The 14,955-nt window shown below is 65.2% G+C and carries 15 protein-coding genes and 1 pseudogene; 4 read left to right on the top strand and 12 right to left on the bottom strand.

The window, feature by feature from the left end; genetic code table 11:
• Positions 1-108: 108 nt before the first annotated feature.
• The 8 genes from IVB19_RS07085 to IVB19_RS07120 all read right to left on the bottom strand — a co-directional run bounded on the left by IVB19_RS07085 (position 109) and on the right by IVB19_RS07120 (position 7,469).
• Complete coding sequence (locus tag IVB19_RS07085; RefSeq protein WP_247294690.1) at positions 109-309, bottom strand: hypothetical protein; 201 nt, start codon at positions 307-309, stop codon at positions 109-111.
• 293 nt (positions 310-602) lie between these two features.
• Positions 603-2,744: a flagellar biosynthesis protein FlhA gene (flhA, locus tag IVB19_RS07090; protein ID WP_085383680.1), complete on the bottom strand. Its 2,142-nt coding sequence runs from the start codon at positions 2,742-2,744 to the stop codon at positions 603-605.
• Positions 2,745-3,090: 346 nt separating this feature from the next.
• The gene (locus IVB19_RS07095) at positions 3,091-3,393 is read right to left on the bottom strand and encodes a copper-binding protein (protein WP_085357864.1); all 303 of its coding nucleotides are present in this window, start codon (positions 3,391-3,393) and stop codon (positions 3,091-3,093) included.
• A gap of 16 nt (positions 3,394-3,409) precedes the next feature.
• Positions 3,410-3,865 carry a cupredoxin domain-containing protein gene (locus IVB19_RS07100; RefSeq protein WP_085383679.1) on the bottom strand — a complete coding sequence of 152 codons (456 nt, stop codon included), beginning with the start codon at positions 3,863-3,865 and terminating at the stop codon, positions 3,410-3,412.
• A gap of 35 nt (positions 3,866-3,900) precedes the next feature.
• Complete coding sequence (locus IVB19_RS07105) at positions 3,901-5,238, bottom strand: copper oxidase (RefSeq protein WP_247294688.1); 1,338 nt, start codon at positions 5,236-5,238, stop codon at positions 3,901-3,903.
• Between the two features lie 13 nt (positions 5,239-5,251).
• Positions 5,252-6,673, bottom strand: a complete 1,422-nt coding sequence (locus tag IVB19_RS07110) for a TolC family protein (protein WP_247821172.1) — start codon at positions 6,671-6,673, stop codon at positions 5,252-5,254.
• A gap of 9 nt (positions 6,674-6,682) precedes the next feature.
• Complete coding sequence (locus IVB19_RS07115; protein ID WP_018455708.1) at positions 6,683-6,967, bottom strand: hypothetical protein; 285 nt, start codon at positions 6,965-6,967, stop codon at positions 6,683-6,685.
• 79 nt (positions 6,968-7,046) lie between these two features.
• Positions 7,047-7,469 (bottom strand): hypothetical protein, encoded by a 423-nt coding sequence (locus IVB19_RS07120; protein ID WP_018455707.1) that lies wholly within the window; start codon positions 7,467-7,469, stop codon positions 7,047-7,049.
• A 176-nt stretch (positions 7,470-7,645) separates the two neighbouring features.
• Between IVB19_RS07120 and IVB19_RS07125 the strand changes: the two genes are divergently transcribed.
• Positions 7,646-8,911: an MFS transporter gene (locus IVB19_RS07125; protein WP_026233006.1), complete on the top strand. Its 1,266-nt coding sequence runs from the start codon at positions 7,646-7,648 to the stop codon at positions 8,909-8,911.
• Here the strand turns inward: IVB19_RS07125 and IVB19_RS07130 are convergent.
• Complete coding sequence (locus tag IVB19_RS07130; protein ID WP_247294684.1) at positions 8,908-9,315, bottom strand: DUF4864 domain-containing protein; 408 nt, start codon at positions 9,313-9,315, stop codon at positions 8,908-8,910. The two genes, IVB19_RS07125 and IVB19_RS07130, sit on opposite strands and share 4 nt — an antisense overlap.
• Positions 9,316-9,368: 53 nt before the next feature.
• Complete coding sequence (locus IVB19_RS07135; protein ID WP_247294712.1) at positions 9,369-10,013, bottom strand: TetR/AcrR family transcriptional regulator; 645 nt, start codon at positions 10,011-10,013, stop codon at positions 9,369-9,371.
• 240 nt (positions 10,014-10,253) lie between these two features.
• Between IVB19_RS07135 and IVB19_RS07140 the strand changes: the two genes are divergently transcribed.
• The 3 genes and pseudogenes from IVB19_RS07140 (at position 10,254) to IVB19_RS07150 (ending at position 14,050) form a co-directional block, all read left to right on the top strand.
• Entirely contained in the window at positions 10,254-10,751 is a 498-nt protein-coding gene (locus IVB19_RS07140) for a (2Fe-2S)-binding protein (RefSeq protein ID WP_018455702.1), read from the top strand.
• A complete protein-coding gene (locus IVB19_RS07145; protein WP_247294681.1) occupies positions 10,748-11,803 on the top strand; it encodes an FAD binding domain-containing protein in 1,056 nt (351 codons plus the stop codon). The genes IVB19_RS07140 and IVB19_RS07145 overlap by 4 nt, the downstream gene beginning before the upstream one ends.
• Positions 11,796-14,050 (top strand): annotated as a pseudogene (locus IVB19_RS07150) (xanthine dehydrogenase family protein molybdopterin-binding subunit). Before IVB19_RS07145 ends, IVB19_RS07150 begins: the two are co-directional and overlap by 8 nt.
• Before the next feature lie 42 nt (positions 14,051-14,092).
• Here IVB19_RS07150 and IVB19_RS07155 read toward each other — a convergent pair.
• Positions 14,093-14,245, bottom strand: coding sequence for a hypothetical protein (locus IVB19_RS07155; protein ID WP_018455699.1), 153 nt, complete (start codon positions 14,243-14,245; stop codon positions 14,093-14,095).
• Between the two features lie 140 nt (positions 14,246-14,385).
• Positions 14,386-14,934 (bottom strand): type II toxin-antitoxin system RelB family anti-toxin, encoded by a 549-nt coding sequence (gene relB, locus IVB19_RS07160; RefSeq protein WP_007600574.1) that lies wholly within the window; start codon positions 14,932-14,934, stop codon positions 14,386-14,388.
• Positions 14,935-14,955 lie beyond the last annotated feature (21 nt).

Below are 14,955 nucleotides of genomic sequence, written 5' to 3' on the forward strand. Positions count from 1 at the left end.
GGCGGGCGCTTTCTGTAGTCGACTTGGGGTTGGGGTCGTCTACATATCCACGTGGCGACTTTGGGGGGCTGATAAAGAGCCGCGTGAATTCCTGAAACTCAAATCTCCTTAGCGAACGAGGGAAACGTTCGAGCTGGTGATAGCGATCGGCTTGCCCGCCTTCATGACGCGAGCGGTCTGGGTCAGGCCGTCATCTGAACTCGTACGCGCGGTGATCCCGAGACCCGCCACCGTGATGCCGGCAACGAGCGCGACAACCACGATCTTGAGGTGGGTCGAGCGATCTGCGCTGTAAATCGAGTGGTTCATGGAAGGCTCCTGCCGCCATCTACCCGAAGTAGTCGCCTGCGTGCTTGGGCAGATTCATGCTTCCGGTGCCCAACAACCTAGTATTGGGGGGATTCGTTCCCAAGAGGCGATCACAAGGGCGTGACAGGACGTGAGAAGCCGCGATCAGAAAACGACCCTATCGTGCAATTTAGCAATTATTTCAAAGCTGTAATGTGTCTGCCAAGCGCCTTGCCCGCCGTCGATCGGCAAGGCGCCAAAACCTGAAAAACCATTTGCCTGTGGCCAAAAAACACACGGCTTCTTAAGGCAAATCAGATGCTTCCGACCGTTTTCAACCTCGCCCTGGGGTGGATTTCAGCCTGCGACAGCACGGTCGTCTGGGCCCGGAACCGCTCGACCAGGGAACGCACGAAGGGACGAATTGCCGCAGAGGTGACCAGCACCGGGGCCTCGCCTTCACGCGCCGCGCGCTCGAAGGCGTCGCGCACGCCGGTCATGAACTCCGACAGCTTCGAGGGCTGCATCGCGAGGCTGCGCTCCTCGCCCTGGCCGATAATGGATTCGGCGAAGGCTTGTTCCCAACGGGCCGACAGCGCGATCAGCGGCAGGTAGCCGCTGTAAGAGGTGTTCTGCGCACAGATCTGCCGCGCCAGGCGGGCGCGGACGTGCTCGACCATGGTGGCCGGATTGCGCGAGAAGGCGAGCGAGTCGGCGATGCCTTCGAGGATGGTCGAGAGGTCGCGGATCGAGATGCGCTCGGCGAGCAGCAGCTGCAGCACGCGCTGGATGCCGGAGACGGTGACCTGTCCGGGCACGATGTCCTTAACCAGCTCGCCCTGCTCCTTCGGCAGCTCCTTGAGCAGCTTCTGCACCTCGCCATAGGAGAGCAGGTCCGACATGTTGGCCTTGAGCAGCTCGGTGAGGTGGGTCGAGAGCACGGTCGCGGCGTCGACGACGGTATAGCCCTTGAGCGAGGCCTCCTCCTTGAGGCTGGCATCGACCCAGGTCGCGGGCAGGCCGAAGGTCGGCTCGGTGGTGTGGATGCCGGGCACCTGCACCTGGCTGCCGCCGGGGTCCATGACCATGAACTGGTTCGGCCAGATCTTGCCGGTGCCGGCGTCGACCTCCTTGATCTTGATGATGTAGGTGTTGGCTTCGAGCTGGACGTTGTCGAGGATGCGCACGGCGGGCATCACAAAACCCATCTCGATCGCGAGCGAGCGGCGCAGCGCCTTGATCTGCTCGGTGAGGCGATCGGTGCCGTCGGGGCCGTTGACCAGCGGCAGCAGGGCATAGCCGAGCTCGATCTTGAGATCGTCGATCTTCAACGCCGCGGAGATCGGCTCCTCCGCCGCAGCGGAGCCGGCTGCGCCCGGCGTTCCCGGCGCAGGTGCGGTCTTCGCGACTTCCTCAGCCCTGGCAGTCGCCCGGTTGCGGTTGCGGGCGTGCCAGGCGAGCGCACCGGCGCCGGAGCCGAGCGCCAGGAAGGGAAGGGTCGGGATGCCCGGCAGGGCCGCCAGCACCAGCATGACCGCCGCGGACATCGCGAGCGCCTGCGGATATCCGGAGAACTGCTTCATCAACGCCTTGTCGGCGGCGCCGGACACGCCGGCCTTGGAGACGAGCAGGCCGGCCGCGGTCGAAACGATCAGCGCCGGCACCTGGGTGACGAGGCCGTCACCGACGGTCAGCAGCGTGTAGCTGCGGCCGGCATCGGCAAAGGACAGACCCTGCTGCGCCACGCCGATGATCATGCCGCCGACGACGTTGATGAAGACGATCAGGAGGCCGGCGATGGCATCGCCGCGGACGAATTTGGAGGCACCGTCCATGGCGCCGAAGAAGCCGCTCTCGTCCTCCAAATCCTTGCGCCGCTGCTTGGCGACCGTCTCGTCGATCAGGCCGGCGGAGAGGTCGGCGTCGATCGCCATCTGCTTGCCGGGCATGGCGTCGAGGTGGAAGCGTGCCGCGACTTCGGCGATACGGCCCGAACCCTTGGTGATGACGACGAAGTTGACGATGATCAGGATGGCGAAGACGATGATGCCGATGACGAAATTGCCGCCCATCACGAAGCTGCCGAAGGCTTCGATGACGTGACCGGCGGCATCCGTGCCCTCGTGCCCGTGCGACAGGATCAGGCGGGTCGAGGCCATGTTGAGCGACAGCCGCAGCATGGTCGAGATCAGCAGAACGGTCGGAAAAGCGGAGAATTCCAGCGGCGCCTGGATGAACAGCGACGTCATCAGGATCAGGATCGAGAGTGTGATCGAAATCGCCAGGAACAGGTCCAGCACTATCGCAGGCAGCGGAAGGATCAGCACCACCAGGATGGTGAGAACGCCGAGCGCGAGCGCGATATCGCCGCGCTTGAGGATGTTGCCGACTTCGGCAAGGGTCGGGAAACCGGCGTTCGTGCTGCCTACGCCCTGTCCTGCGGTGACGTCGACCATGGTAGCTGCCCCTCCGCGCGACTGCCGTCCGCGCGCCCCAAATGTCTGCGCGGCGGCCGAGGGGCCGCCGTTCCGAAAGTGAGGCACCGCACTGGCGTCCACGGGAGCTCCCGTTCTACGCGGCTGACGACACTCGACTCCACTGGGCAATTCTTGCCGGGTGTATGGTTAGCAAAGGGTTAATAAAGGGTGCGGCATGGGGGCTGACCGGGGTATTTCGGCCATCTGGCAGGCAAGCAGTCGTCATGCCCGGCTTGTCCCGCCGAAGGCGTGGATGGCCGGGACGAGCCCGGCCATGATTTGTGGAAGCGTCTGGGGCCGATATCGGCGGACGGAGGAAGTGGCCCTACTTCGCCTTCTCCATCCGGGTCACCGTATAGCCCGAAGTCGCCTCTTCGGCTTCGAAAGTCACCTTGTCGCCGACCTTCACCTGCTTGAGCACGGCCGGGTCCTTGACGCGGTAGATCATGGTCATGGGTTCATCCATGCCGAGGTTCTTCGCGGGCCCGTGCTTGAGCGTGATCTTGCCGGCGCCCTCGTCGATCTTCTTGACCTCGCCGCTGATCGCGGCGCCCTGGGCTGCCAGGGCACCTGTGGCAAGGCCGACGGCCAGCGCCAGCGCGGCGGCGATACGGATGATGCGGTTCATGGGAGCCTCCCTTGCGTTACTTCACGGTGACGTGGCCGACCATGCCGTAGTCGCGGTGGTCGGGAATCAGGCAGGAAAATTCGAACGTGCCGGCCTTGCTGAACTTCCAGAGGATCTCGGCTGTCTTGCTCGGCGCGAGCCTGACCCCGTTGGGATCGTCATGCTCCATGTGCGGGTGCTTCTTCATCTCCACCGCATGCGCGAGATTCTCCTTTGTGGTGGCGAGCAGGAATTCATGGTCCTCCTTACCGACATTGCGCAGCACGAAGCGAATCTGCTCGCCGCGTTTGACCTCGATCCTGGCGGGGGCATAGTCCATCTCGTTCAGCAGGATCTCGATGGTGCGCGCGGGCTTTTTGGGATCGCCGGGCTCGCCGGCCGAAAAGGTGCCGTGCCCGTGCTGGTCGTGGGCCAAGGCCGGCGCGGTGGAAAGCGCGGCCAGCGCGAGACCGAGCTTGATCGTCGTCTTCATTGGTAGCTCCAGTTGGTGGTGGTTCATCGAAACGCTCACATCTTCATGTTCTTCATCGGCGGTCCGCCTGGTTGTTGCCGCACGGGCTCCGGGGCCGGCGGCGTGACCTCGTAGGCGACGGTGCCCTGCGGGAATTGGTAGGGGCCGGGATCGCGATAATCGTCCCGCGCGAGGCCTTCGCGGATCTTCATCACCGTGAACATGCCGCCCATCTCGATCGGGCCGAACTGACCGGTGCCGGTCATCATCGGCAGCGTGTTGTCGGGCGCGGGCATCTCCATGTTGCCCATCGCCATGCCGGTCGAGCCCATCGCCATGCCGTCAGGCGCGAGCTTGCCGACCGCCTTGACGAGATCCTTGCGCGACACCCCGATCATATTGCGCATGTCGTGTCCCATCGCATTCATGGTGTGATGCGACTTGTGGCAGTGGAACGCCCAGTCGCCGGGGTTGTCGGCGAGCACGTCGAACACCCTGACAGCGCCGACCGGTACGTCCGTCGTCGTCTCCGGATATTGCGCGCTCTCCGGAATCCAGCCGCCGTCGGTGCAGGTCACCGCAAAGCTGTGGCCGTGCAAATGGATCGGATGGTTGGTCATGCTGAGATTGCCGATGCGCACGCGCACCTTGTCGCCGAGCCTGACCGGCAGCGGATCGATGCCGGGAAACACCCGCGCATTCCAGGTCCACATGTTGAAGTCGGTCATCTCGTTGACCTTCGGCAGATAAGTGCCGGGATCGACGCGATAGGTGCTCATGACGAAGACGAAGTCGCGGTCCACGGCCCGAAAGCTCGGGTCGCGCGGATGCACGACGACCATGCCCATCATGCCCATCGCCATCTGCACCATCTCGTCCGAATGCGGATGGTACATGAAGGTCCCGCTCTTCCTCATCTCGAACTCGTAGACGAAGGTTTTTCCCGGCTGGATGTGCGGCTGGGTAAGTCCGCCGACACCGTCCATGCCGCTGGGAATGATCATGCCGTGCCAGTGCACGGTGGTGTATTCGGGCAGCCTGTTGGTCACGAAGATGCGGACCTTGTCGCCCTCGACGGCCTCGATCGTCGGGCCCGGTGACTGGCCGTTATAGCCCCACAAATTCACCTTCATGCCCTCGGCGAATTCGCGCACCACGGGCTCGGCAACGAGATGGAATTCCTTCCAGTCGCCGTTCATCCGGAACGGCAGCGACCAGCCGTTCAGCGTGACGACGGGTCGATAGTCCGGCCCGCTGACGGGGTGCAGCGGCGGCTGCATCACGACCTTGTCCATGTGCGGGGCTTCCGGAATCGAGGCGGCCTGGGCGCGGCCGCTGACGACGGATGCGCCGGCGAGCGCGGCGCTACCCAAAAATCCTCGGCGGGAAAACATGTTGGCCTCCATGTCAGTGACCGCCATCGGCAGGCGCTGCCGCGGCGAGAGTGGTTGAATTGTCGCCGTCAGCAGGCGCGCCGCCGCCATTGACAGCGGTCTGCAAGTCGGATTGGGCAAGGAAAAATCTTTGCCTGGCATCGATTGCACCGCGCAGCGACGCGAGCCGCTGCCGCGCCTCGGTGAGCAGCGCGAAGATATCGACCTGCATGCTGGAGAAGCGGAGCTGCATCTCCTCGGTGATGATTTTTCGCAAGGGGATGATCTCGCGCTGATAATGGCTGGCGATGTCGTAGCCGGAGCGATAGACCCGATAAGCATCGCGTGCCTCGGAGCGTACATTCACGGCGCGCTCGGTCAGCCGGTTGAAGGCGAAATTGTAGGTCTCCGCCGCCTGCCGCACCCGCACCTCGCCGCCGTCGAAGATCGGGATCTGGAACTGCACGTCGAAGCCGCGCTCGCGGAACGGCGCGCCTTCCGGATCCCGGGTGCGGCGGGAGATGCCGGCGAGATCGAGCAGGGTCACGAAGCGCGTCGCCTCCGTGAGGTTCAGCGACTTTGCGAGCGCGCTCAGCTCGAGCCGCGCGATCTGCAGGTCGATGCGATGGGCGACCGCGTCGGCTTCGATCGACGGCAAAGCCTGCGGCCGGCGTGGCAGCGGCGGCAGTTGATTGGGCAGCCGGAAGTCGAGGCCGCCGTCCCACAGCCCCATCAGGCGCGCCAGCTTTTCGCGCGCGCTCGTCGCCGTCTGTCGCGCGGTGGCGAGGTCGGCGGTGGTTTCGGCGTAAAACACCTGTTCTCGGGCCTGATCGAGCTTGTTGATCGAGCCAGTTTCGCCGAGCTTGACCGCGAGCTGCGCGGTTGATTCCGCCGTCGCCTTCGCATCCGTCAGCAACGCCACCATCTCGTTGCCGCCAACGGCGCGCCAATAAGCGCGGCGGACATCGGCGGCAAGCCGCAACGTCGCCAGGCTTGCGCGCAATTGCGCCTGGCGGAAACGGTCGCGGGCGATTTCCGAGCGGAACGGCAGGGTGGCGAGCGCGAGGATGTCGCTGACAATTTGACGCTCGATTTCGCTGGCGCCGTTGCCCGAGATCCGGGAGACCGAGAACACGGGATTGGGCGGCAGGCTCTGCTCGACGAGATCGGTCTCGGCCAGCGCCAGCTCGTTATAAGCGGCCTGAAGCCCCTTGTTGTTGAGCAGTGCGATCTGCACGGCGGTCTCGATGCTGAGTGTTCGCGACAGCAGCTGGCGACCGCGCGCGTCGACCGCGCCGGCTCCTTCGGTTGTTCGCACAAAGGCGACATCCTTGTTGATGGTCTGGCTCGTCAGTTCCGAGACGGCCTTCATGCCGCTGTCGGGCGAGAAGGCGGCGCAGCCTGCAAGTCCAAACGAGGTGAGACCGAGCAGGCTTAGCGCGAGACGATGTGTCATGGCGCGCTCCTACCGGTCTTGCTTGAGCTGCGGCGCGACGCTCTCGTTGCGCTCGCGCCATGGTGCCGGCGTCGCGGGCCGCAGGCTGGTGTAGGGCGCAATCGTCGAACGATAGCCGGCGCGCGCGATCTTGGCCGCGGGATCGGCAGGATCAGCGCCAGCGACTTGTATCGTTGCCGGCATGCAGCCGGACAACGCCAAGGCCGTCGCGGCCAGCAGCGGCCAATTGAATCGAAAGTGTCGTCCCCGCGCCGCGGATGCAGCGGCGGACTTCGCCCCGGAAAGCGTAAGCATGAGTCATCCCTGATCTGTCTGGAGACCACAGGTGCGCGCGCGCGGATGCGCGCTCGGCCTGACGTCGTCGCGCGTCAGATCAGGCGATCGGAGGGCGGTAGTGCAGGGGCGGCGCCGCGCTGTGCAGGCTGGCCACGATCTCGGGCGAGCAGGCGGAAACCGGCTGAAGCGACTTTGCGACGCTGGGCAGGTCGGCCGGCAGCGCGCTCACGCACATCATCGCGCAGCACGGTCCCGCCGTACCCTTGCCGCCGTGATGATGAGGGGTGGGGGGCGCGTCCTGCGCGGCGCCCTGATGATGCGCATGCGGCCTGGCGTGGTCATGCGAGGCGCCGTCATGCGTGTGGCCGGCCTGCATCTGGTGATGCACCGGCACGCGGTCGGCGAGAAGCGCGTCGTCGAGGCACGGTGCTGGAGCGCTACCCCAGGCGAGGCTTGCGGCCGGCGCGATCACGCAGAACAGATAGGCGAAGGCAATGAAGCGCCCCACCTTGATCCGCATCGATCGTGTCAATCGCAGCAACATTCCGCCGACATGCTCTCCGCGCCGCCGTGTTGCATGCGCTGATTTGCAAAATAATGACAAAACGCGCGTTCGCCAAGCTCCATCTTACCGCAGTGCACCGTGCATGCCCAATATCGCGCCACAATGGTTGACCCTGTGGTGATCCGCGGGCCATGGTCCCGCCCGTGCACGCACCAAATCAGTCAGGACAAACACCCGAAGCATTCACCCCTGATTCGCGTCAGGCCTGGATGCGCCTCGTCATTGCGCTTCTGATCGGCTCGATCGGCGGCGTCGGCATGTGGGCGATCGTCGTCATGATTCCCGCGGTGCAAGCCGAATTCTCCGCCACGCGCGGCGCGGTGTCGCTGGCTTTCACCCTGATGATGTTCGGTTTCGGGCTTGGCGGCGTCATCGCCGGCAGGATCACCGACCGCTTCGGCATCGTGGCGGCTATGGCGATCAGCATTGCCTTCCTCGGGGTCGCCAATGTGCTGGCGGGTCTGTCGACCCAGCTCTGGCAGTTCGTGGCGGCGTATTTCCTGATCGGGCTCGGCACGTCGGCGACCTTTGCGCCGCTGATGGCGGAGGCCTCGCACTGGTTCGAGCGCTATCGCGGCCTGGCCGTGACGATCGTCGCCAGCGGCAATTATGTCGCCGGCACGATGTGGCCGCCGCTCGTGAGCACGGGCATGCAGACGATCGGCTGGCGCTTCACTCATATCGGCATCGGCCTCGTCTGCGTCAGCCTGATGACCATCCTGGTGCTGGTCCTGCGCGCGCAGATGGGCGACGACAAGGTTCACGATCATGCCAATGCAGCTCCGCCGCGGGTCGACCTCAAGCTCTCGACCAACACGCTGACGGTGCTGCTCTCGATCGCCAGCATTTCCTGCTGCGTCGCCATGGCAATGCCGCAGGTGCATATCGTCGCCTATTGCGGCGATCTCGGATATGGCGTGGCGCGCGGCGCCGAGATGCTGTCGCTGATGATGGCCTGCGGCATCGTCAGCCGGATCGGCTCGGGCTACCTCGCCGACAAGATCGGCGGCATCCCCACACTGCTGATCGGTGCGGTGGCGCAAGGCTTCGCACTCGTGTTCTATCTGTTCTTCGACGGCCTGACCTCGCTCTATTTGATCTCAGCGATGTTCGGCCTGTTCCAGGGCGGGATCGTTCCGAGCTATGCCATCATCGTACGCGAGGCGATGCCGGCGAGCGAGGCCGCAACCCGCGTCGGCATCGTGATCTTCGCGTCCGTGTTCGGCATGTCCTTCGGCGGCTGGGTCTCGGGCGTCATCTTCGACGCGACAGGTTCCTACGCGGCGGCGTTCGCCAACGGCGTGGCGTGGAACGCGCTCAATATCGGCATCGTCTTGACGCTGCTGATCCGCTCGCGGATCAATGCAGTCAGGACCGGTCCGGGTTTTGCGACCTAGACTGCCTGTCCCACCTTCAGCAGCGAACAACCCGTGATCTTGTAGCTGCCGTCCGGTTGCTGCTCCAGCGTGTAGAGCGCTTCCCAGGCCTCGCCATTGGCATCGATGATATGGACGTGCTGGGCAATCCGGCTGCCCTCGCTCTTGCTGCCGCCAAATTCAAAGCTCTTGTGCCGGTACACCGGCGGATAGCCGTTTTGCACCATGGACATGAAGATGTCGGGCGCGGGGAAGATCTCCTGGATCGCAGGAGCGGCGTAGGAATAGGCCCCGCGCGCGTCGTCACGGCCGAATGCCTGCTCCTGGGCGCGGATGATACTCTGTGCCGTCGCGACATCGTCGGCGCGCGCTGAGATGGGACCGAAGGCGACACTGAGAAAGACCAGCAAGGCGGCGATGCGCATGACAAGCTCCGCGTTGAAATCCCGGCGGCGCCGATCCTAGCACATCTCGAGGGCTATCGCTTCCGCTTTGCAGCCGGCTTCGCAGGCTTGGCGGACGCGCGGACCTTGGCTTTCATGGCAGGCTGCACCCGCAAACCGTCAACGAACACGTCGAGCATCCGCAGCACCGAGGATTGCCAGCCGGGCTGGTCGTGCATGTAGCACATGCCAAAGAACGCGCGCAGCAAGTCCTCGGGACTGACGTCCGCGCGCATCGCGCCGGCCGCGGCTGCGCGATCGAGCAGCGAGCCGATCGCCTTGGTCAGGCGCTCAAAGGAAAAGGCATGCAACTCCGACCCGCTCTGCACCGCGAGTGCCAAGGCTGCCACCATGCCCTTCTTGGTGGCAACGAATTCGACTCCTGAGCGCAGCCAGCGCCTGAGCGCGTCGACCGGGTCACTGGCGTTCTTCAACTGCTCGGCGAGCTCGCTGAGCTGCTCGACCTCGCGCCGGTACACCGCCTCGAACAAATCCTCGCGGGTCGGGAAATGCCGATAGAGCGTGCCGATGCCAACGCCGGCGCGTTTTGCCACCGCCTCCAGGCTCGCCTCCGGACCACCCGCGTTGAACACGGCCTTGGCCGCCTCGAGCACGCGCTCGCGATTGCGCACGGCATCGGCACGGGGCTTGCGGGTCTGGTCGGTGGTGTGGTCGTCCATCCACGCAATGTAGATCACGAATTGGTTAGATTGAACCCTTACGGGGCTGCATCGCGCTGATGCGCACGGGCTTTTGACGAATTCCAAATATTTCCCGCCGGCCCTTGTTAAGCGGAGGCTGCCTCCGTATCTTCGCTGAAGTCGTTGCCCCGGATGATGTTCGGGGGGCGCATATCGACGGCGGCCACGGCGGTGGCGCGCTGCGCGATCACTCATGTCTATTCCTGATCGGAGCCTTGTATGAACCACTCCATCAGCCTCACCGTGAACGGTGCGCGGCGCGACTTCGTCCTCGACGATCCGCGCGTCACGCTGCTCGATCTCCTGCGTGAGCGCCTCCACCTGACCGGAACCAAGAAGGGATGCGACCGCGGCCAATGCGGCGCCTGCACCATTCTCGTCGACGGCAAGCGCATCAACTCCTGTCTCGCGCTGGCCATCAGTCATGATGGCGCCGACATTCTCACCATCGAGGGCCTGGCGCGCGGCGACCAGCTTCACCCCGTGCAGGCCGCTTTCATCTCCCACGACGGATTTCAGTGCGGCTTCTGCACGCCCGGCCAGATCATGAGCGCGATCGGCATGATGAGCGAGGCACAGGCCGGCAACGATCCCGAGCGCATTCGCGAATGCATGAGCGGCAATCTGTGTCGCTGCGGCGCCTATGCCGGCATCGTCGATGCCGTGCTCGACGCGCAGGCCGGCATGGACGAATCCAATCAGAGGCGCTCCGCATGAAGCAATTTGATTATGTCAGGCCCGCCACGGTCGCCGAAGCCGTCGCGGCCGCGACGCAGCCGGGCGCCGTCTATCTCGCCGCCGGCACCAATCTGCTCGATCTGATGAAGGGCGGCGTCAGCCGTCCGGATCGTCTGGTCGACGTTACCCATCTCGACGGACTCGATCGGGTCGAGCGCCTCGCCGACGGTGGTATCCGCATCGGCGCACTGGTGAGCAACGCCGATCTTGCGCATGACGCAGACTTTGCCAAGGCCTATCCGGCCGTCGCCGAAGCGCTGCTCTCCGGCGCATCGGCGCAACTGCGCAATGCCGCGACCGTCGGCGGCAATCTGCTGCAGCGGACGCGCTGCGCGTATTTCTACGACACCGCAAGCCGCTGCAACAAGCGCGAGGCCGGCAGCGGCTGCGACGCCCGCGACGGCGAGAACCGCACCCACGCCGTGCTCGGCTGGAGCGAAAACTGCATCGCCACGCATCCGTCCGATTTCTGCGTGCCGCTGGTCGCGCTCGACGCCATCGTCGAGATCGAAGGCAGGAACGGGCGGCGCGAGATCGCGCTCGACGAACTGCATCGCCTGCCCGGCGATACGCCTGAGCGTGAATCGGCGCTCGAACCGGGGGATCTCATCGTCGCGGTGCGTCTGCCGCCCGCGGCGCGCGGCTTTGCCGCTCATGCGCGCTATCTCAAGGTCCGCGATAGAACGTCCTACGCGTTCGCCGTCGTCTCGGCTGCGGCTGCGCTGCGGATCGAGAACGGCAAGATCGCGGAGGCGCGGCTTGCGCTCGGCGGCGTCGCCGCAAAGCCCTGGCGCGCCCGCGCTGCGGAGGACATGCTCAGGAACGTCGCGCCCACGGTGCACGCTTTCCAGGAAGCCGCCTCGCGCGCGCTCGCCGACGCAAAACCGTCCGGCGACAACGCCTTCAAGATCGAGCTCGCGCGCCGCATCGTCGTGCGCGCGCTGAGCCTCGCCGCTGCCGGTACGCCTGCGCGCATCCCCGCGCTGCCGGCCTCTCCCTTTGCCTCGACGTCCGGAGCCATTCATGCCTGAGGTTAATCTCACCAGCGCGCCCGCTCATCTGCGCCACGGCTCGAACATCGGCCAGCCGCTGACCCGCCGCGACGGCGTGCTTAAGGTCAAAGGCCAGGCGACCTACGCCGCTGACAATCATCCGCCCGGTATGCTGTTTGCAGTGATGGCCGTTTCCAGCATCGCGCACGGCCGCGTGACTTCGCTCGACGTCAGCGCCGCCAAGCGCCACCCCGGCGTCGTCGATGTCATGACGCCAGACCACAAGCCTGGGCTCGCGATCGATCCCGAGATCAAGACCAATCCCTTCGTGTTCCGGATGGAGGTGTTGCAGAGCAATGAGGTCCGCTACGCCAACCAGCCGATCGCCGTCGTGATCGCCGAGACGCTGGAGGCTGCGACCGAAGGCGCGGCGCTGCTGGCGCCGCGCTACGAGACGCTGCCCGCGCTCATCGGCCTCGATGCGGGTGAAAGCTTCGTGCCGCCGGTCGTCGGTGTCGGCAACCCCACGGAAAATCACCGCGGCGATGTCGAGGCGGGGCTTGCCTCCGCCGACAAGCGGATCGACGCGATCTACGAGACGCCGCCGCAATATCACAATGCGATGGAGCCGCATGCGATCGTGGCTGCCTGGGACGGCGACAGTCTGCAGATCGACATGCCGACCCAGGGTCTCATGCTGTCGCTGGCGCGCGTTGCCGAATTATTCGGCATCGCGCACGACAAGATCCACATCCGCAGCCCGTTCCTCGGCGGCGGCTTCGGCTCGAAGGGGCTCATGGCCGGCCCTCCGGTGCTCGGCATCATGGCGGCAAAGCTCGTCGGCAAACGGTCAAGCTGGTGCTGCGCCGTGAGCAGATGTACGGCCCGGTCGGCCATCGCGCGCCGACGCGGCAGCGGCTGCGCATCGGCACAGATGGCGAGGGGCGCCTGACCGCGCTCGATCACCATGCGAGGACCGTGTCGAGCACGTTCGACGATTTCTACGAACCCGCGGCTGATGCCTCGCACACGCTCTATGCGGCGCCCGCGATCCGCACCTCGCATGATGCCGTGCGCGTCAACACCGGCACGCCGTTGTTCATGCGCGCGCCGGGCGAGGCCACCGGCTCGATCGCGCTAGAGAGCGCGATCGACGAGATGGCGTGGGCTTGCGGCATCGATCCGCTCGCCTTTCGTCTGAAGAACTATGCCGAGGTCGAGCCCATCACCGGCAAGCCGTTCTCGTCCAAGGCATTGCGCGCCTGCTACGAGCAGGGAGCGGCGCGCTTCGGCTGGGCGAAGCGATCGCTCCAGCCGCGGCAGATGCGCGACGACGATGGCCTTCTGGTCGGCTGGGGCATGGGCACCGCGACGTTCCCGGCGCTGATGTTCCAGGCCGAGGCACGCGCAGTGCTTCGCCGCGACGGCTCCGGCGCCATGGAAATCGGCGCGCATGACATGGGGCAGGGCGCCTGGACGGCGCTGGCGCAGATTGCGGCCGACGAACTGGGGCTTGATATCGACCGCGTCGAGTTCAAGGCGGGTTCATCCGACCTGCCCGATGCCGGCATCGCCGGCGGCTCGGCACACACGGCAACCGCGGGTGCCGCGATCCACAGCGCAGGCGCGGCCGTGATTGCAAAACTCGCCGATCTCGCCACCAACGATGAGCGCTCGCCGCTGTTTGGCGCCGGCAATGCCGGCGTGATCGCGCGCGATGGCAGGTTGATCCGGCGCGACGACGAGAGCCGCGGCGAAAGCTATTCCGAGATTCTCGCGCGCGCCGGCGTCGCCGAGCTCGAGGCGCGCGGCACGGGCGCGCCGAATCCGGCGGCGATGGAGGAGTATGCGATGCACGCCCACGGCGCGGTGTTCGCGGAGGTGAAGGTCGATCCCGAGCTCGGCCAGGTCCGCGTCACCCGCATGGTCGGCGCTTTCGCCGCCGGACGCATCGTCAACCCGCGTATGGTGCAGAGCCAGCTGTTCGGTGGCATGATCTGGGGCCTGTCCTTTGCGTTGCACGAGGAAGCCATCACCGACCGCCGCACGGGCCGGATCATGAACGCCAATCTCGGCGAGTACCATATCCCGGTGAATGCCGACGTGCCGCCGCTCGACGTGATCACGGTCGATGAGCACGACCCGCACGTGAACGCGCTCGGTATCAAGGGTGTCGGCGAGATCGGCATCACCGGCAGTGCGGGCGCGGTCGCCAACGCGGTGTGGCATGCGACTGGGGTGCGTGTCCGCCGTTTTCCGATCCGGATCGAGGAGTTGCTGACGTAGCCTGAGGCCGCGGGCCGGCGAGGCTGTCTCGCTCTCCGCCTGCTAGTGCAGCTTCTTGCGAAGAGCCTTGAGCGCTTCTCGCTGCGACTCGATGTAGTTCGCGATGGCCTTGCGCAGCTCCTCCGAATGGAGCTTGTCGTTGTCGCGCTGCACTTCATCGAGTGCGGCCTCTGCATTTGCGAGCGTGATCTTCATAGCGAGCCCTGTTACGAAGCGGCTCCGGAAAGCGGAGGCTGCTTGGCTATGGCTCGAAATATATAGAGGATCAGGCTGCGGAAATTGAGATGGCTCAAGCTCCGTAAGATACCGGTGGCTCCGTAGGATCGCGGATAACTTTAAAATGTCGGCGGTGTGCAGGCCGAGATCACCTCGCACGGCTTGCCGCCGACGCAGCGGAAGCGATGCGGACGCCGGCTCTCGAAGTAATAGGCATCGCCCGGATTGAGGATGCGGCGCTCGTCCTCGACGGTGACTTCGAGCTTTCCCGAGATCACGATGCCGCCTTCCTCCCCGTCATGGACGAGGTGAACGCGCCCGGTGTCGCTGCCGGGCTCGTAGCGCTCCTTCAGGATCTGCAGGCTGCGACCGAACAGATTGTCGCCGATCTGCCGATAGGAGATCGGCTTCTTGCCGACCTCGGTCAGCTCTTCGCCGCGGTAAAATATCTTGCGCCGGCTCTCCGGCTCCAGCGCGAAGAATTCGGCGAGCCCCATCGGAATGCCGTCGAGGATGCGCTTGAGGGCGCCGACCGACGGGTTCATCTGGTTGGATTCGATCAGCGAGATCGTCGAATTGGTGACGCCGGCGCGCTTGGCGAGTTCGCGCTGCGACAGCTTCTGGCGCGCCCGGATGAATCGCAGCCGTCCACCGATATCGACGCTCATGTCCCTGTCCCGTGTTGCAGG

Source organism: Bradyrhizobium sp. 187 (assembly GCF_023101005.1).
GTDB lineage: Bacteria > Pseudomonadota > Alphaproteobacteria > Rhizobiales > Xanthobacteraceae > Bradyrhizobium > Bradyrhizobium canariense_D.